The organism is Krasilnikovia sp. MM14-A1004, from assembly GCF_047159485.1.
GTDB lineage: Bacteria > Actinomycetota > Actinomycetes > Mycobacteriales > Micromonosporaceae > Actinoplanes.
The window spans coordinates 2,583,734-2,601,243 of sequence record NZ_AP038773.1; the positions used below are offsets into that span (position 1 = coordinate 2,583,734).

At 74.0% G+C, this 17,510-nt stretch carries 15 protein-coding genes and 1 riboswitch; of the genes, 10 read left to right on the forward strand and 5 right to left on the reverse strand.

All coding sequences use genetic code 11. The features are described from left to right. Positions 1–312: 312 nt before the first annotated feature. Entirely contained in the window at positions 313–1,095 is a 783-nt protein-coding gene (locus ACMCNN_RS11800) for an exodeoxyribonuclease III (protein WP_412746223.1), read from the reverse strand. A 233-nt stretch (positions 1,096–1,328) separates the two neighbouring features. Between ACMCNN_RS11800 and ACMCNN_RS11805 the strand changes: the two genes are divergently transcribed. Further along, positions 1,329–1,874 carry a hypothetical protein gene (locus ACMCNN_RS11805; protein WP_412746224.1) on the forward strand — a complete coding sequence of 182 codons (546 nt, stop codon included), beginning with the start codon at positions 1,329–1,331 and terminating at the stop codon, positions 1,872–1,874. On the opposite strand, the gene ACMCNN_RS11810 is transcribed toward ACMCNN_RS11805, so the two are convergent. Beyond that, complete coding sequence (locus ACMCNN_RS11810) at positions 1,850–4,099, reverse strand: putative bifunctional diguanylate cyclase/phosphodiesterase (RefSeq protein ID WP_412746225.1); 2,250 nt, start codon at positions 4,097–4,099, stop codon at positions 1,850–1,852. The genes ACMCNN_RS11805 and ACMCNN_RS11810 overlap by 25 nt on opposite strands. A 170-nt stretch (positions 4,100–4,269) precedes the next feature. Then, complete coding sequence (locus ACMCNN_RS11815; protein WP_412746226.1) at positions 4,270–5,178, reverse strand: universal stress protein; 909 nt, start codon at positions 5,176–5,178, stop codon at positions 4,270–4,272. 159 nt (positions 5,179–5,337) lie between these two features. On the opposite strand from ACMCNN_RS11815, the gene ACMCNN_RS11820 reads away from it, so the two are divergent. From ACMCNN_RS11820 to ACMCNN_RS11860, 9 genes are all read left to right on the forward strand, one after another. Beyond that, complete coding sequence (locus tag ACMCNN_RS11820; protein WP_412746227.1) at positions 5,338–6,621, forward strand: citrate synthase; 1,284 nt, start codon at positions 5,338–5,340, stop codon at positions 6,619–6,621. Positions 6,622–6,718: 97 nt separating this feature from the next. After that, on the forward strand, positions 6,719–7,033 hold the full coding sequence (locus tag ACMCNN_RS11825; protein ID WP_412746228.1) for an ArsR/SmtB family transcription factor: 315 nt from the start codon (positions 6,719–6,721) through the stop codon (positions 7,031–7,033). Beyond that, the gene (locus tag ACMCNN_RS11830) at positions 7,030–7,560 is read left to right on the forward strand and encodes an SRPBCC family protein (RefSeq protein WP_412746229.1); all 531 of its coding nucleotides are present in this window, start codon (positions 7,030–7,032) and stop codon (positions 7,558–7,560) included. The genes ACMCNN_RS11825 and ACMCNN_RS11830 overlap by 4 nt, the downstream gene beginning before the upstream one ends. 14 nt (positions 7,561–7,574) lie before the next feature. Then, entirely contained in the window at positions 7,575–7,739 is a 165-nt protein-coding gene (locus tag ACMCNN_RS11835; protein ID WP_412746230.1) for a hypothetical protein, read from the forward strand. A 3-nt stretch (positions 7,740–7,742) separates the two neighbouring features. After that, positions 7,743–9,362: a gluconokinase gene (locus ACMCNN_RS11840; protein WP_412746231.1), complete on the forward strand. Its 1,620-nt coding sequence runs from the start codon at positions 7,743–7,745 to the stop codon at positions 9,360–9,362. A gap of 154 nt (positions 9,363–9,516) precedes the next feature. Then, positions 9,517–9,687, forward strand: a riboswitch (cobalamin riboswitch). Positions 9,688–9,720: 33 nt separating this feature from the next. Further along, entirely contained in the window at positions 9,721–11,820 is a 2,100-nt protein-coding gene (locus tag ACMCNN_RS11845; RefSeq protein ID WP_412746232.1) for a VWA domain-containing protein, read from the forward strand. Between the two features lie 37 nt (positions 11,821–11,857). Beyond that, a complete protein-coding gene (gene cobO / locus ACMCNN_RS11850; RefSeq protein WP_412746233.1) occupies positions 11,858–12,457 on the forward strand; it encodes a cob(I)yrinic acid a,c-diamide adenosyltransferase in 600 nt (199 codons plus the stop codon). Beyond that, the gene (locus ACMCNN_RS11855; protein WP_412746234.1) at positions 12,451–13,827 is read left to right on the forward strand and encodes a cobyrinate a,c-diamide synthase; all 1,377 of its coding nucleotides are present in this window, start codon (positions 12,451–12,453) and stop codon (positions 13,825–13,827) included. The genes cobO and ACMCNN_RS11855 overlap by 7 nt, the downstream gene beginning before the upstream one ends. Before the next feature lie 50 nt (positions 13,828–13,877). Then, positions 13,878–14,327, forward strand: a complete 450-nt coding sequence (locus ACMCNN_RS11860) for a cobalamin biosynthesis protein (RefSeq protein ID WP_412746235.1) — start codon at positions 13,878–13,880, stop codon at positions 14,325–14,327. A 34-nt stretch (positions 14,328–14,361) separates the two neighbouring features. Here the strand turns inward: ACMCNN_RS11860 and ACMCNN_RS11865 are convergent, their stop codons facing one another. Further along, entirely contained in the window at positions 14,362–15,840 is a 1,479-nt protein-coding gene (locus ACMCNN_RS11865) for a glutamate--cysteine ligase (protein WP_412746236.1), read from the reverse strand. 155 nt (positions 15,841–15,995) lie between these two features. Then, a complete protein-coding gene (locus ACMCNN_RS11870; protein WP_412746237.1) occupies positions 15,996–16,535 on the reverse strand; it encodes a hypothetical protein in 540 nt (179 codons plus the stop codon). Positions 16,536–17,510 lie beyond the last annotated feature (975 nt).

The following is a 17,510-nucleotide window of genomic DNA, read 5'->3' on the forward strand; positions in this document are numbered from 1 at the left end:
AGTGCCCGGAACCGGAGAGGCCGGCGCACGGCCCGGGCGCGATGGCCCGGGGGGCGCGAGAGCCCGCGGTGCCGGACCGGCGCGGGGCGCGGGTCCGGGGCGGGCGGCGACGTCAGGAGATCATGCGGGCACGCTACCCGGCCCGCGGCTGTGGGCGCGACCCTATTTCCGCGAGACTTTCCGCCCTGCCGAATGCGCGAGGCTCCGGGCGTGATCCCGCACCGGTTCCGCGGACCCGCCGGTTCCGCGGATCCGCCGCTTTCGCGGACCCCCCGGTCTCGCGGACCCCCCGGTCTCGCGGAGCTGCCGGGATCAGGTCCCGATCGGATCGAGGTCCACGACGATCGGCGCGTGATCGGACGGGCCCTTGCCCTTGCGCGCCTCCCGGTCCACCACCGCGTCGCGCACGGCGGCCGCGACCGTCGGCGTGCCGTACACGAGGTCGATGCGCATGCCCTTGTTCTGGTGGAACATGCCGGCGCGGTAGTCCCAGTACGTGAAGGGATGGTCGCCCTTCATGGGGCGCGGCACGATGTCGGTCAGCCCGGCCGCCAGGATCGCGGCCAGCGCCTCCCGCTCCGGCGCGGTGACGTGGGTGGCGCCGACGAACAGCGCGGGATCCCACACGTCGTCATCGGTCGGTGCCACGTTGAAGTCCCCGGCCGCCACCACCGGGCCCGCCGCCACATCGGCGGCCAGGGCGTCCCGGAACGCCGCCAGCCAGCGCAGCTTGTAGTCGTAGTGCGGGTCCTGCGGGGTCCGCCCGTTCGGCACGTACACAGAGGTGAACCGCACGCCGCCGCAGAGCCCGCTGATCGCCCGCGCCTCCGGCTCCGGGAAGCCCGGCTCGCCCGCGAAGCCGTGGCGGACGTCGTCGAGGCCGATGCGGGACAGCAGCGCGACCCCGTTCCACCGGCCCTGGCCGTACGCGGCGCTGGTGTAGCCGAGCGCGGCGACCTCCTCGGCCGGGAAACCGTCCGCCGGGACCTTGGTCTCCTGCAGGCAGACGACGTCCGGGCTGGTGTCCGCGAGCCAGTCCAGCAGCCGGGGGAGGCGGGCCTTGACCGAGTTGACGTTCCACGTGGCGAACCGCATCCGTCAAGCCTGCCCCATCCGGGCGCGCGCCGCCGTCACCGGCCGCGATGAGCGTCACGCGCCGTCGCCATGGGAGTCCTTTCATCGGCCGCGCCGGTGCCGATGAAAGGACTCGGGCCGAGCGGATGATGCCGGACTTGTCGCCCGTGCGCCAGCTCGTCACCACGAGGTGACTCTCCGGCGCTCCGGGCGCCCATCGGCTACGGTCGATCGCGCTGAACGGGGAGGAACTCATGCAGTTGGATATCGTCTCGGAGCTGCCCGCCGAGCTGCAGGACGCGGCCTGGCACTTCTACCGCGAGACCTTCGACGAGCTGCGGGTACTCGCGGTCAACCGGCACCTCATGCATCGGCACGAGTTCGACGACCTGATGGGCGACAAGCGGATCACGAAGTACGTGGCCCGCGACGGCGACGAGATCGTGGGCCTCTCGGCGCAGACCGACGACCTGCACGCGATTCCGTTGATCTCGCCGGACTACTTCGCCCACCGCTGGCCCGAGGAGTACGCCCAGCGGCGGATCTTCTACTGCGTGTTCGTCGGCGCCAAGCCCGGCCCGCGCGGCATGGGGGTCTTCGTACGGCTGCTGCGCGAGCAGATGCGCCCGATCACCGCGGTGAACGGCATGGTCAACATCGACGTGTGCACCCACAACGAGGTCATGCACTCGCTGCCCGAGCGGGTGGAGACGATCCTCGGCCGGATCACCGGCTCGGCCCGTGCCCAGCGGCTGGACAGCCAGTCGTTCTGGTGCTACGAGTTCCCCGCGGCGAGCTGATCCCGGCCCGCTGCCATGGCCGCGGCGCCCCAGGAGTCGGCGAACTCCTCGGGCGCCACCGCGGGCCCCCAGAGCCAGCCCTGGCCCTGGGTCACCCCGACGGCGGCGAGCGCCTCGCACTGCCGCCGGTTCTCCACCCCCTCCGCGACGATGCTCAGCCCCAGGGCGCAGCTCATCGCGACCACCGCGCGGACGATCTCCTCGTCCTCCACGATCTGGCCCAGCCCGGAGACGAACGACCGGTCGATCTTGACGCCGGTGACCGGGAAGCGGCGCAGATATCCCAGCGCCGAGAAGCCCGTGCCGAAGTCGTCCACCAGCAGGCGCACGCCCAGCTCGCGTAGCTCGAACAGGACACGGGCGGTCACGCTGGAACCGTCCACCATGACCGACTCGGTCATCTCCAGGGCGACCGCGCGGGCCGGCACGCCGTGCTGCATCAGCTCCGCAGAGATGATCAGAGGCAGGTCGGCGTCGGTGAGCTGGCGCGGCGAGACGTTCACGGACAGGTAGAAGTCGTCGGTCACGGTGCCGTCGGCGCGCCAGCGGGCGAGCTGGCTCAGCGCCTGCTTGCGTACCCATGTGCCGATCGGGCCGATCAGGCCCGTGTCCTCGGCGACCGGGATGAAGGTCACCGGCGGGATCGGCCCACGCTGGGGGTGGTCCCAGCGGACCAGGGCCTCCGCCCCGACCGGCCGCCCCGTCGCCAGCTGCACGATCGGCTGGTACGTCACCCGCAGCTGCCCCTCCGCCAGCGCGGTGCGCAGCGCCACCTCCAGCTCGATGCGCTCGCGGACCCGGTCGTGCATCGACACGTCGAACAGCGTGGACCGCCCCGGCCCTTCGGCCTTGGACCGGTACATGGCCGTGTCGGCGTCGCGCAGCAGGGCCTCGGCGGTCACCTCGGGGCTGGGGCCGCCCGCCGCGTGCGCGATGCCGATCGAGGCGCTGATCACCACCTCTGTGTCGCGCAGCGGCAGCGGCCTGGCGAAGCTGCGCTGCACCTCCTCGACCAGTCTCAGCGCCCCGGCCTGCTCGCCCACGTAGGCCAGCACGAACTCGTCGCCGCCGACCCGGGCGAGCGTGGCCGAGGCCGGCACGGCCGCGCGCAGCCGCGCCGCGACCTCGATCACCAGCTGGTCACCGGTGTCGTGACCCCAGGAGTCGTTCACCCATTTGAAGCCGTCGAGATCCAGGTAGCAGACCCAGACCCGGTGCGGCCCCTCCAGCGGCGCCGCCTCGACCAGCCGGGCGATGTGCGCGGAGATCATCCTTCGGTTCGGCAGCCCGGTCAGCAGGTCGTGCACGGCCTGGTGCTCGTAGTCCAACTGCGCCGCGACCTGGGCCTGCACCGCGGACACCGCACGGGCCAGCAGCAGCACCACCAGGGCGGCCCCACCGACCGCGATGGTGACCCGGTATGCCGGGGAAAGCCCGCCGACCGCCACGAGCAGCAGGAACGGCACGCAGATGGCCGGGCCGAGCAGGGACATCCGGCGCCGGGACCAGGCCTGGACCGGCCGCCGGGCGGCCCGGTTCAACCGCGCCACGGACGGGTGCAGGGCGGTCACCCCGAGCAGCACGTACGCGAGCAGGAACGGCACGTCCAGCAGCGGCGAGGCGTAGGTCAGGCCGGCCACCCCGATGATCGCGTACGCGATGTCCCCGACCACCATCAGCGACATCGTGCCCAGCAGGGTGACCAGGCTGAACGGCCACGTGGTGGCTGTGAAGGTCAGGTTCACCACGAGCAGCAGCAGCATCACGTCGAACAGCGGGTACAGCCCCGCCAGCACGGACTCGGCGGCCGGGCGCCCCGGCAGGGCCGCCGCGGGCGCCGCCAGCAGCAGCGCGCTGGCCAGCCCTGCGGCCAGGCAGACGATCAGCCCGTCGAGCACGGCGTGGCGTTCCAGGCTCTGCCGGGCCCGCAGCAGCATCGCGAAGAACGATCCGAGCAGCAGGTAGCCGGGGATGGTGGCGGCGTCACCCAGCAGATCACGGGGATAGGGCAGGCTGGTCGCCCACGGCCGGACCACGACCCCGACCAGGAAGCAGAGCGCCGCCGCGCCCATCAGCGACCAGGCCGCGCGCGGCTGCGCGCCGAAGCGGCGCGGGCCGACGAGACAGGCGGTGACCGTGCCGACGCCGATCACTGCGAAGGCCAGCACGCTCGTGGTCCGCGACAGTTCGGCGACGTAGAGAGCCGTGGCGGCTACACCCGCCACGGCGAAAGCCCACCATGGCACGTACCGCCGACCACCGGTCGACGGAGCTGTGGATCGCACCGCCATCTCCCCCTGGCAGGACCGTCCCCGACCAGCAGGTCGGCGAGTACTTCGTGACGCGTACCTCGCCGGGCCGCCCCGCCGGGACGGGTGGCACGCCCCGCGTCCGGTCAGGAGGCCAGCGCCCCCGCCGAAGGCACCGTACCCGTAGTGGTGCGCTCGTCGGCAGTGGTCCCGTGGACAAAGAGCGTCGGGCACACGCACCGGCGGAGCAATTCATACGCCACGATGCCGAGCAGGGGGCTGCCGTCGGCGCCGCGCGGCCCGACGATCACCATGCGGGCGTGCCGGGAGGCGCGGACCAGCTCGGTCGCCGGATCCCCGGTGAGCAGCAGGACGCGGTGGGCGGGCAGTTCGGGTACGGCCGCGACGGCCGCGTCGATCAGGCCCCGCGCGCGGGCCTGCGCCGCCGGGCCCGGCCGCTCCACCACGTGCGCCACCTCGACGGTGAGGTGCCGGCGGTGCGCCTCCGCGGCGGCGTGCCGCAGCGCGGCCAGCGACGTGGCGCTACCGTCCACCCCGGCCAGCAGGGGACCGGTGGGCGGGCGTACGCCGCGGGCCACGACGACCGGGCAGCGGGCCCGCGACACCGTCTGCAGCAGCACCGAGCCGACCGTCAGGTGGGGCACCGTGGCCAGGTCGTCCTCGCCGAGGATCAGCAGCTGGGCGGTGCGGCTCTGCTGCAGCAGGACCCGTGCGGGCGGCCCGTCGACGACCATGCCGCGGACGTCGGGTGCCGGGGTCGCACGCCGCGCCACGGCCACCGCGTGCTCGACCATCCGGGCCGCAGCCTGCCGCGCCGTGCCGTAGTCTTGGCTTTCCAGGTCCTGTCCGGGTCCGGGCCCTACGGTCTCAGGCCACGGTCGTGGCGGTGCTTTCTCAGGCCACGTGAATGCGTGCACGATCCGCAGCGCGCACCCGCGGGCCACCGCCTCCCGGGCACCCAGCCGCACCGCGGCGAGGCCGGCCGCGGTCCGGTTCACGCCTACCACCACACCGGTCGAGCCCGGGGTCAGCATCGACTCCCACCTCCAACAACCATTATCTATGCGGTGTGTTCTTCGTCGCACAGGTGATCAATGCCTCAGCAGGCGGGCAGCTGATGACCCATTCAGGTTGAGGGTTTACGGTGAAGTTCACGTTCTAGGGGACATCTGCCGGTGAAGCGAGGGAAATACATGACGGATGTCAAGCTCGACCACCCCGGTGGCCAGTTGACGATGCCGGTGCGCGAGGCGGTCGAGGGCCCCGGCGGCATCGAGGTCAGCGCGCTGCTGAAGGAAACCGGTTTCGTCACCCTGGATCAGGGTTTCGTCAACACGGCCTCCTGCTCGTCCGCGATCACCTACATCGACGGTGACGCCGGCATCCTGCGCTACCGCGGGTACCCGATCGAGCAGCTCGCGGGTCAGGCCTCCTTCCTCGAGGTGTCCTATCTGCTGATCCACGACGCGCTGCCCACCCCCACGGAACTTGCCGCCTTCGCCGACAAGATCCGGGTGCACACGCTGCTGCAGGAGGAGATGCGCACCTTCTTCTCCGGCTTCCCGCGCGACGCGCACCCGATGGCGGTGCTCTCCTCGGCGGTCACCGCCCTGTCGACCTTCTACCAGGACGCGCTCGACCCGACAGACCCGGATCAGGTCGAAATCTCCACGATCCGGCTGATGGCGAAGCTTCCGACCATCGCGGCGTACGCGTACAAGAAGGCCATCGGGCATCCGCTGCCGTACCCGGACAACTCCCTGGACTACGTAGAGAACTTCCTGCGTATGACGTTCGGTCTGCCCACGGTGCACTACGACGTCGACCCGACCATCGCCAAGGTCCTCGACATGCTGCTGGTGCTGCACGCCGACCACGAGCAGAACTGCTCCACCTCCACGGTCCGGCTGGTCGGCTCCAGCCAGGCCAACCTGTACGCGTCGGTCTCGGCCGGGGTGAACGCCCTGTCCGGCCCGCTGCACGGCGGGGCGAACGCGGCGGTCCTGGACATGCTGGAGCAGATCCAGGCCGAGGGTGGCGACGTCGACACGTTCGTCAACCGCGTGAAGAACAAGGAAAAGGGCGTCAAGCTCATGGGCTTCGGCCACCGGGTCTACAAGAACTACGACCCGCGTGCCGCGATCGTGAAGAAGGCCGCCCGCGACGTGCTGTCCACGATGGAGAAGCCGGACCCGCTGCTGGACATCGCGTTCAAGCTCGAGGAGATCGCGCTCGCCGACGACTACTTCGTCTCGCGCAAGCTCTACCCGAACGTCGACTTCTACACCGGCCTGATCTACAAGGCCATGGGCTTCCCGACGAACCTGTTCACGGTGCTGTTCGCGCTCGGCCGCCTGCCGGGCTGGATCGCCCAGTGGCGCGAGATGAACGCGGACCCGACCACCAAGATCGGCCGCCCGCGTCAGCTCTACACGGGCTCGCCGGAGCGCGAGTTCGTCCCGATCGACAAGCGCTGACCCCGTTCGCTCATCCGCCCCGTCGGCTTCGGCCGGCGGGGCGGTTGTCGTGTGCGTGCCTTGACGGTTATATAACCCGAGTGGAATAGTCGGGGTCGTGCCCGTGGACGCCATCGCCGTGCTGGCCGATCCGGCCCGCCGCCGCATCCTGGACGAGCTGCGCCACGCCGACCGCAGCGTCGGCGCCCTGGTCGGCGCGCTGCGGATGAGCCAGCCCGCGGTCTCCAAACACCTGCGGGTGCTGCGCGACGCCGGCTTCGTCACCTGCCGGGCCGCCGCCCAGCAGCGCATCTACCACCTGGAGCCGGAGCGGTTCCGCGCCCTGGACGCCTGGCTGGCGCCCTACCGCGCGCTGTGGAACCGTCATCTCGATGCACTGGAACGCCACCTCGACGGCGAGGAGCAGCCATGAGCCACACCACCGATTTCGACCCGGGCCCGCCTGGGGACGCCAGCATCGCCCCCGACGGAGACGCCTGGACCCTCGTCTTCGTCCGCGACCTGCGGCACCCGCCCGAACGGGTGTGGCGCGCCCTCACCGACCCCGGCGAACTCGACCAGTGGGCACCCTTCGCGGTCGCCCGCGACCTCGGCACGCCCGGCGACACCACCCTCACCATGATCGACGGCGACACCCGGTTGGCGCAGCCCGTCACCGTGCTGCGCGCCGAGGCGCCCCGCGTTCTCGAATACACCTGGGGCGACGACCGGTTGCGCTGGGAACTCGACGCCGGGGGCGGCGGCACCCGGCTCACCCTGCGGCACACCCTGGCCCGGCCCGGCACGGACGCGATGGTCGCCGCCGGATGGCACCTGTGCATCGCGGTGCTCCAGCGGCTGCTCGACGGCGCGCCGGTCGGCGTCATCCGCGGCCGCGACGCCCTCGCCCACGGCTTCGACGACCTGCGCGATGGGTACGCGCAGCGCCTCTCCCGCTGACTGGGCTCGGCGGCGTGACGGTACCCGGCCCACAGCGGATCATCGTGTCGGCGTCGACTCTGGACGGCGCTCCGGCGCAGCTGTGCCCCGTGGCGGCGCTGGGCTTCGTGGCGGCGCTGGGCTTCGTGGCGGCGCTGGGCTTCGTGGCGGCGCTGGGTCTCGTGGCGGTGCGGGGCTGACCTGTGGACGTCATCGTCGGCATCGACACCGGCACCACCGCCACCAAGGCGGTGGCGGTCGGCGCGGCCGGTGAGCCGAGGGGGCTCGCCAGCGTCACCTATCCGCTGTCCGTACCCGCGGCCGGCCGGGCCGAGCTGGACCCGGGACTCCTGCGCGACGCTGCCGTGCACACCCTGGTCGAGGTGGCCCGGCAGGCCCGCGAGCGCGGCGACCGGGTCGTCGCGGTCAGCCTCAGCGCGTTCCTGCACGGGCTCGTCCCGCTGGATCCCGGTGGCCGCCCGCTCGGCCCGCTGATCACCTGGGCCGACGGGCGCGCCGGGGCCCAGTCCGCGGCGCTCGTGGCGGCCGGGCGGGCCCCGGCCCTGCACGCGCGCACCGGCACCCCCGTGCACCCGATGTCGCCGCTGGCCAAGCTCGCCTGGTGGCACGACACCCACCCGGGGACGCTGCGGGACACGCCCCGCTGGGGCGGTGTCAAGGAGCTGGTGCTGGCGGCGCTCGCGGACGCGCCGTTCGTCGTGGACCTGTCCGCCGCCTCCGGGACCGGGCTCTACGACATCCACCAGCGACGCTGGGATCCGGAGGCACTGGAGATCACCGGGGTGCGGACCGCGCAGCTCGGCGAGGTGGTGCCCACCACCGAGCAGTTTCCGCTGCGCCGCGACGTCGCGGCCGCGGCCGGGCTGCCCGACACCATCCCGGTGATCGTCGGAGCCACCGACGGGCCGCTGGCCACTCTCGGCGTCGGCGCCACCGCGCCCGGCGTGGCCGCGGTGTCGCTGGGCACGAGCGGCGCTCTGCGTACGGTCGTCCATGCGCCCACGGTGGACCGGGCGGGGCGGCTGTTCTGCTACGCGCTCACCGCGGACCGATGGGTCATCGGCGGGGCGGTCAACAACGCCGGATCGGTGGTGCGCTGGGCGAGGCGCACGTTCACGGGCTACCCCGACGCAGACCCGCCCGGCGGCGAGCGGCTCGACATCGACCGGTCCGAGGGCGGCCGGGCCGACGCGGGCGCGCCCGTCGCAGCGGGGCGTGGTGGTGTCGGCGAGGACCTCGGCGATGCCGCGCTGCTGGTCGAGGCGGGCGGTGTCCCGGCGGGCAGCGAGGGCCTGCTGTGCCTGCCGTACCTGCTGGGGGAGCGGGCGCCGTGGTGGCGTCCCGGGCTGCGCGGGGCCTATCTGGGGCTGGGCCGCGAGCACGGCCGCGCCCACCTGGTCCGCGCCGCGGTCGAGGGGGTGTGCCAGCAGCTGGCGCTGGTCCGCGACACCGTCGCCGACGAGGGGATTCCGGTCACCGAGGTACGGGCCACCGGCGGCGCTGTCGCCTCCACCCTGTGGGTGAGCGTGCTGGCCGCCGCGCTGGACCTGCCGGTCGCGGTCGCCGGCGCCCGCGAGGGCACCGCGCTCGGCGCCGGCCTGCTGGGCTGGCACGCCCTCGGCGCCCTGCCCGACCTGGACCACGCCGCAGCCCTGGTCGGCGTCGGAACACCCACCCGGCCCGACCCGGACGCCGCTGCCCTGTACCGCCGGCTGCGCCCGCTCGTCGAACGCGCCGCCCTCGCGGTCACCGAGATGCACACCGAACTGGACACACTCGCGCGGGGCAGTACCGTCCCCTGAGCCCAGCGCCCGTGCGCGGCGGCCGTGAGCCGCGCCACCGGGTCCCCGTGCCGGGGGCGTCCGCCAACCCGACGCGGGCCGGCTGCACCCGGACGACCGGAGGTGGGTGTCGTGAGGGGCGGCACGTCACGTTGACGCCGGGTGGCGTGGTAGGAAAGCATGACCGGCGAGCGGTAGCGGAGGAACCCGGTGCGAAACCGGGGCGGTCCCGCCACTGTGACCGGGGAGCGACCCGCGACGACGCCACGGCCGGAGACGGCCGGAAGGCCGCGGCGAGCGCCGATCCGGGAGCCAGGAGACTCCGGCCGCTCGTACCTTGAGGATGCGGGCGTGGACACCCGCGGAAGGGGATTGCCGCGTGCTGCCTGCGTACCCGTTCTCCGCCGTCGTCGGCCTCGACGATCTGCGGCTCGCCCTGCTCCTGACCGCCGTGTCACCGGCCGTGGGCGGCGTCCTGGTCCGTGGCGAGAAGGGCACCGCCAAGTCGACCGTGGTCCGCGCGCTCGCCGGGCTGCTGCCCGAGGTCGACGTCGTACGCGGCTGCCGCTTCGCATGCGATCCCGCCGCCCCCGACCCGGACTGTCCCGACGGGCCACACGAGACCCGGGCCCCGCACGGCCACCGGCCCGCCACCCTCGTGGAACTGCCCGTCGGCGCCACCGAGGATCGGGTGGTCGGCACCCTCGACATCCAGCGCGCCCTCGCCGACGGGGTCAAGGCGTACGAGCCGGGGCTGCTGGCCGCCGCCCACCGCGGCGCCCTGTACGTCGACGAGGTCAACCTGCTCCCGGACCACCTCGTCGACCTGCTCCTCGACGCGGCCGCCATGGGACGGGCGCATGTGGAGCGCGACGGCGTGTCGGTCAAGCACGCCGCCCGGTTCCTGCTGGTCGGCACCATGAACCCGGAGGAGGGCGAGCCCCGCCCCCAGTTGGTGGACAGGTTCGGGCTGGTGGTGACGGTCGCCGCGCCCCGCGATGCCGGGCAGCGGGCGGAGGTCGTGCGGCGGCGCCTCGCGTACGAGGCCGACCCGGCCGGTTTTGCGGCCCGGTTCACCGAGGCCGAGCGGGCGCTGGCGCGCCGGATCGCCACGGCCCGTTCCGCCCTGCCCGGCATCACACTGCCCGACGCCGAGCTGGACCGGATCGCCCGCGTGTGCCTCGCGTACGGCGTGGACGGCATGCGGGCCGACATCGTGGTGGCCCGGTGCGCGGTGGCGCTGGCGGCGTGGCACGGCCGGGGCAGGGTGACCGGCGACGACGTCAAGGACGCGGCCCGGCTGGCGTTGCCGCACCGGCGCCGCCGCGACCCGCTCGACCCGCCCGGCACGGACGAGCAGCGCCTCGAGGAGGCCCTGGCCGCGGCCGACCCGGACGACGACGACCCACCCCCTCCGCCGGACGGCGGCACCCCGCCACCCGACAGCGGCCCACCCCCGAGCGGTGGCCCGCCTCCGGACGGTGGCCCGCCTCCGGGCGGCGGTCCGCCTGCGAGTGACGGCGGCCCGTCCGCCACGGACGGTGCGTCGCCGCCCGGCCCGGCGAGTGACCGCCCGCCCGAACCGACGGGATCCGCGGACCAGACCGGACCAGCCGATCAGGCGCCGCAGGATCGGTCGAAGCCGTCACGGGGCCACCCGCAGCAGGGGACCGCGCAGGCCGGCGCCGTGTTCCGCCCGCGCACCCTGCGGATCGCCGCGCGCGGCGAGGGCGGCCACGCGGGTCGGCGCTCACCGGCATACGCCCGCCGCGGCCGGGTCGTCGGGGCGCGGGTGCCGCACGGCCGCCTCACCGGAGCCCTGCACCTGCCCGCCACGCTGCGCGCCGCCCTGCACCGAGCCGCAGAGCACCGAGCCCCAGAGCGCCAGGGCGCCACCCACGTCCGCGGCCTCGTTGTACGGTCGCGCGACCTGCGGGAGGCCGTGCACGTCGGGCGCGAGGCCAACCTCGTACTGTTCGTCGTGGACGCCTCCGGCTCGATGGCGGCGCGGCGCCGGATGACCGTGGTCAAGACCGCCGTGCTCTCGCTGCTGCGCGACGCCTACCAGCGGCGGGACCGGATCGGCATGATCACCTTCCGGGGTTCGTCCGCGGAGCAGGTACTGCCGCCCACCTCCAGCCACGAGGTCGGGGTACTGCGGCTCGCCTCGTTGCGCACGGGTGGGCGTACCCCTCTGGCCGCTGGCCTGCGCACCGCGGCCGCGACCATCGCCACCGAGCGCCGCCGCGACCCCCGCCGCCGCCCCCTGCTGGTGGTGGTCACCGACGGCCGCGCCACCAGCGGGCCCGACCCGACGACCGTCGCCGGTGCGCTGGCCGGGGTCGCCTCCGTGGTGGTCGACTGCGAGTCGGGCCCGGTGCGCCTGGGCCTGGCCCGCCGCCTCGCCGCGGCCCTCGACGCGGATCTGGTGCCGCTGGAACACCTGGAACACACCACGGCCGCCGGGAGGGCAGCATGAGCACGTGCACCGAGCGCATGCCGGGAGGGAGAGCCTGATGCCGCAGGGCAAGGTCACGACGGTGCCGGACGACGGCCTGACCACCCGGCAGCGCCGCCGCCAGGCCGTGCTGGCGGTGCACACCGGACACGGCAAGGGCAAGTCCACGGCCGCGTTCGGGATGGCGCTGCGGGCCTGGAGTGCCGGATGGTCGATCGGGGTGTTCCAGTTCGTCAAGAGCGAGAAGTGGCGGGTCGGCGAGGAGACCGCCCTCAAGGCGCTCGGCGCGACCGGCGGCGCGCCCGTGGCCTGGCACAAGATGGGCGAGGGCTGGTCCTGGATCCAGCGGGCCGGCACGGAACGCGATCACGCCGCCGAGGCGGCCGAGGGCTGGGCGCAGATCAAACGGGACCTGGCCGCCGAGACCCACAGGTTCTACGTGCTCGACGAGTTCACGTACCCGATGAAATGGGGTTGGGTGGACGTGGCGGACGTCGTCGCGACGCTGGGGACGCGGCCCGGCACCCAGCACGTCGTGATCACCGGCCGGGACGCGCACCCCGACCTGATCGCGTCGGCCGACCTGGTCACCGAGATGACCAAGCTCAAGCACCCGATGGACGCGGGCCGCAAGGGGCAGCCGGGCATCGAATGGTGAGCGTGCCCCGCCTGGTGGTGGCGGCACCGGCGTCCGGGCACGGCAAGACCACGGTGGCCACCGGCCTGCTGGCCGCGTTCGCGGCACGCGGCCTCGCGGTCGCCCCGTTCAAGGTGGGGCCGGACTACATCGACCCCGGCTACCACGCCCTGGCCGCCGGGCGGCCCGGGCGCAACCTCGACCCGGTCCTGGTGGGCGAGCAGCTGATCGGGCCGTTGTTCGCGCACGGTACGGCCGGAGCACAGCTCGCGGTGGTCGAGGGCGTCATGGGCCTGTACGACGGCCGCACCGGCGCCGGTGACACCGGCTCCACGGCACACGTGGCCCGCCTGCTGAACGCTCCCGTGCTGCTCGTCGTGGACGCCGCCGCCCAGGGCCGTTCCGTGGCCGCCCTGGTGCACGGCTTCCGCAGCTTCGGTGACGTGCGCATCGGCGGGGTCATCCTCAACCGGGTCGGCTCCGACCGGCACGAGACGCTGCTGCGCGAGGCGTGCGAGGAGGTGGGCACCCCGGTGCTGGGGGCGCTGCGCCGCGCCGACGCCGTGGCCGCCCCGTCCCGCCACCTCGGGCTGGTCCCGGCCGCCGAGCGCCGCGCCGAGGCCGTCGCGGCGGTGGACGCGCTGGCCGCGCTCGTGGCGTCCGCCGTGGACCTGGACGCGGTGCTGGCGCTGGCCCGCGCCGCCCCGCCGCTGGCGGCGACCGCGTGGACCCCGGCGGCGGCCGAGCCCGTGCCGGGCCGTCCGGTCGTCGCGGTCGCGGGCGGTCCGGCGTTCACGTTCTCGTACGCGGAGACCGCCGAGCTGCTGGCCGGTGCCGGTGCCGAGGTGGTCACGGTCGACCCGCTGCGCGCCGAGGCCCTGCCCACCGGCACCCGCGCCCTGGTCGTCGGCGGCGGCTTCCCGGAGGTGTACGCCGCGCAACTGTCCGCCAACGAGCCGCTGCGCCGCGACGTGGCCGCCCGCGCCGCCGCGGGTCTGCCGATCGTGGCCGAATGCGCGGGCCTGCTCTGGCTGTGCCGCAGTCTCGACGGCGCCCCGATGTGCGGCGTACTCGACGCGGAGGCCGCCATGACCCCGGCGCTGACGCTGGGCTACCGCGACGCGGCGGCGCTGACCGACAGCCCCCTCGCCGTGGCCGGGACCAGGGTCACCGGGCACGAGTTCCACCGTACGGTGGTGCAGCCCCGCTCCGGGCTGCTGCTGTCCCCGGCGGCCGGGGCCGCGTGGGGGTGGCGCGGCGCCGACCCGGAGGGCTTCGCGACCCCGGCGCTGCACGCGTCCTATCTGCACCTGCACTGGGCCGGCCACCCGGACCTCGCGCGCCGCGTGGTCACCGCCGCCGCGGTGGAGCGTTCTGCGGCCACACCGTGACGGCGGGCGGCGGGTCGGCAGCGGGAGGGGAGGCGGCACGCCGCGGGCGGGTGGTGGTGGGTGTCGGCGCGCGGGGCGGCGTACCCGAGGAGGAGCTGGACCGGGCGATCGACGCCGCGCTGGCCGCGGCGGCCGTGCCCGGCCGCGACGTCGGCATGCTCGCCACGCTGGACCGCCGGGCGGACCCGGCGCTGCGGGCGGTCGCCGCCCGCCGCGGCTGGACGCTGCGGGCCTTCCGGCCCGAGCAACTCGCCGCCGTGCCGGTGCCGCATCCGAGCCCGCGGGTGGCCGTGGCCGCCGGGACGCCGAGTGTGGCCGAGGCCGCCGCGCTGCTGGCCGCCGGGCGCGGCGCGCGCCTGATCCTGCCGAAGTCGGTGCGCTCGGGCGTCACCGTGGCGGCGGCGACCGGCGCGGGGGACGGATGGGCCGCTGCGGCGGCCGGGCCCGGGAATGCGCAGCCCGCCCGGCCCGAGGTGGGCAGCCCGCTCGGCCCGAGGTAGAAGGACGGGCAGTGCCGGATCCCGGGTGGCCCGGTCAGCCGGGCAGGGGCCATTCGTGGACGGGCACGTTGCCGTGCATCAGCGGCAGGTACCGCTCCAGCATCTCGTGCAGGGCGTCGCGGCGCTCCCGGCCGTCGGCCTCCAGCGCGTGCAGCGTATCCACCTGCCACTGCGCGCCGTTGCGGCCGGTGAGGCAGCGGCGTTCGATGATGCCGAGCAGGCGGTCGCGTTCGGCGGCGGGCACCGCCCACCGGTCCAGCCCGTCGTGGGCCAGCGGCAGCAACCGGCGCAGCACCAGCTCGGTGACCGGGACGTACCCGAGGCCGGGCCAGAACATCGACGCGGCGATGCCGTGCCGGGCACCGGAGTGGAAGTTCTCCTCGGCGGCGCTGAACGACATCTGCGTCCACAGCGGACGGTCCGCGTCGGCGAGGCTGCGCACGAGCCCGTAGTAGAACGCCGCGTTGGCCATCGTGTCCACCACGGTCGGCCCGGCGGGCAGGACCCGGTTCTCGACGCGCAGGTGCGGGCGGCCGTTGACGACCGCGTAGATGGGCCGGTTCCACCGGTAGATGGTGCCGTTGTGCAGGCGCAGCTCGCTGAGCTCGGGGATGTCGCCGCGTTCCAGGTCCTGCTCGGGGTCGGCGTCGTCGCAGATGGGCAGCAGGGCGGGAAAGTACCTGACGTTCTCCTCGAACAGGTCGAACACCGAGGTGACCCAGCGCTCGCCGAACCACACCCGCGGGCGTACCCCCTGCGCCTTGATCTCCTCGCTGCGGGTGTCCGTCGCCTGCTCGAACAGCGGGATGCGGGTCTCGCGCCACAGCTCCCGCCCGAACAGCAGCGGCGAGTTGGCGCCCAGCGCGACCTGGACGCCCGCGATGGCCTGCGCCGCGTTCCAGTACGCGGCGAACTGTCCCGGGCTGACCTGCAGGTGGAACTGGGTGCTCGTGCAGGCCGCCTCGGGCGCGATCGTGTCCGTGGTGACCGCGAGCCGGTCGACGCCGTCGATGCGGATGTCCAGGTCCTCGCCGCGGGCCGCGAAGATCTGCTCGTTGAGCAGCTTGTACCGCGGGTTCGCCGACAGCGAGTCCATGGTGAGGTGTTCCCTCCGCAGCGTCGGCAGGATGCCGATCATCACCATGTGCGCGCCGACCGAGCGGGCATGCTGCTCGGCGTTGTTGAGGCTGGCCCGCAGGCCGCGTTCCAGATCGGTGTTGCCGTCGCCGGCCAAGAGCCGCGGCGGCACGTTGATCTCGACGTTGAACTGGCCCAGCTCGGTCTGGTAGTCGGGGTCCGCGATGGCACCGAGCACCTCGGCGTTGCGCATCGCCGGGTCGCAGTGCTCGTCGATGAGGTTCAGCTCGATCTCCATGCCGGTGAGCGGCCGTTCGAACTCGAACCGGGACTCGCGCAGCATTCCCGCGAACACGTCCAGGCTGCGGCGGATCTTCTGCCGGTACCGGGCGCGGTCGTCGCGGGTGAACGCGTGCTGCTCGACCTCTTCACCCACAGTGCACCACCCTCTCCACGCACCGTCACCGTCTCATCGCATCGTCGGGCGCGCAACTCCCGGACGCGGGCGCGCCGGGCCGCCTTGTGCTCGCCGTCGCGAGTGGACCGCCGGTTCGTTACCCGCGTGCGCCCGTCCGCATTCACGGCGGGCGATCAGTGCAGCCAGGCCGCCACGACCAGCCCGACCAGCACGAGGCCCAGCACGGCCTGGATGAGCAGACCGGTGCCGAGATGCGACCACAGCGTCGGGACCCGCGGGGTCAGTGGCTGCAGGGTGGTGAGGTTGAGGACCTGCCGCACCTTCACCGGCAGATCAGGGTCCTTCTGCGGCAGGGTACGCAACTGGACGAGATCGCCACGGTGCAGCGCGGACACGGGCAGATACCCGTGCATCTCGACCTCGTACGTCTGACCCAGGTCGTCGCGGACCCGCAACGGGGTGACCAGGTACTCCGGGCCCTTCTTCAGCTCCTTGAAACTGCGGCGGGCACCGCCCCCGCCGCGGCGCAGCGTGGCGAGGATCAGCGCGACGAGGCTCTGGGCGACCCCGGCCGCCACGAAGACGGCCAGCAGCAACGGCTGACCGACCCTGACCTCCCGGGTGTACGAGGCCTGGAAGCCGACGAAACGGCCGGTGATGACGGGACCGGCGTGCCGGAGGATCTGCTCGCGGTACAATCCGGCGTCGTCCATGGCTCACCTCCGGGCGAGGAGATGGATGTCCCCTGATGGTACGGAGAGCGACGTCTAGCACACAGTGAGTGAATAATGGTTCATTGCGTGCTCCTGACGGGACCCTGCGGCGAACCACCGCCGCCCCGCCCTACGGCGTCCCCTGCCGCCATCCGCCGAAGGTCTTCCGATTGCGCGAAACCGCTCCAAAGCCGCCCCGGTCGCGGTGAACTTGTGCTGACCGCGTGTCCCGGCGCGCGGCGTACCGACAGGGGACCACCATGGCTACAGGGTCGACGGCGTACATCCGGCCGGACAGCGTTCTGGCGCGCACCGCCGCCGAGGTGATGAAGGCCCACGCCGGTGGCGCCGGGCCCACCGCCGGGATGACCACCTGCCCCGTCTGCGGGGAACCCCTGCCCTGCTCGACCGGTCTCGCCGCCGCCGAGGTGCTCGTCGCCGCCGGGCTGGCCGAGTCGTCCGGCCTGGTCGAGGCGGCCCGGCAGGGGCGCGGTGCGCCCTCCGGCCCGCTCATGCCGCCCGGCGGCGCGACGCCGCGCACCACCGAGCCGGTACCGGACTTCGACATCCCCGGCCTGCCGACCGCAGGTGGGCGCGGGGCACTGGGACATGCCGAGCCCCTACCCGACGTCTCGACCACCCGGGGGGCGCCCCGGCCTCCCGAGGGCCTGACTGGGCACGGGCTGCCCGAGCCCACGCCGCCGATGCCGCCCGGTGGCGCTCGCGCCGCGGAGCCGCCCCTGGGGCTCCCGCCGACCTCCGGGTTGCCTCCCGCCGCGGGGTTGCCGCCGGCGCCCGCCTCGGGTCTGCCGCCCGCCGCCGAGTCTCCGGCCGCACCGTCCACTCCCGGCCCGGCCGCATCCGAAGCGGCGGGCCGGGCCGCTTCTACGCCGGGCTTCACCACCTCCGCCGGGCCCGCTGGTCCGCCGTCGGGCCTGGCCGCCCCCGGGCCCGCTGGTCCGCCATCGGGCCTGG

Excerpts from the sequence above, each read along its gene's own strand:
- ACMCNN_RS11820 (WP_412746227.1), top strand. The coding sequence starts at position 5,338 with ATGACGGATGTCAAGCTCGACCACCCCGGTGGCCAGTTGACGATGCCG.
- ACMCNN_RS11870 (WP_412746237.1), bottom strand. The coding sequence starts at position 16,535 with ATGGACGACGCCGGATTGTACCGCGAGCAGATCCTCCGGCACGCCGGT.
- ACMCNN_RS11815 (WP_412746226.1), bottom strand. The coding sequence starts at position 5,178 with ATGCTGACCCCGGGCTCGACCGGTGTGGTGGTAGGCGTGAACCGGACC.
- cobO (WP_412746233.1), top strand. The coding sequence starts at position 11,858 with ATGCCGCAGGGCAAGGTCACGACGGTGCCGGACGACGGCCTGACCACC.
- ACMCNN_RS11855 (WP_412746234.1), top strand. The coding sequence starts at position 12,451 with ATGGTGAGCGTGCCCCGCCTGGTGGTGGCGGCACCGGCGTCCGGGCAC.
- ACMCNN_RS11830 (WP_412746229.1), top strand. The coding sequence starts at position 7,030 with ATGAGCCACACCACCGATTTCGACCCGGGCCCGCCTGGGGACGCCAGC.
- ACMCNN_RS11805 (WP_412746224.1), top strand. The coding sequence starts at position 1,329 with ATGCAGTTGGATATCGTCTCGGAGCTGCCCGCCGAGCTGCAGGACGCG.
- ACMCNN_RS11800 (WP_412746223.1), bottom strand. The coding sequence starts at position 1,095 with ATGCGGTTCGCCACGTGGAACGTCAACTCGGTCAAGGCCCGCCTCCCC.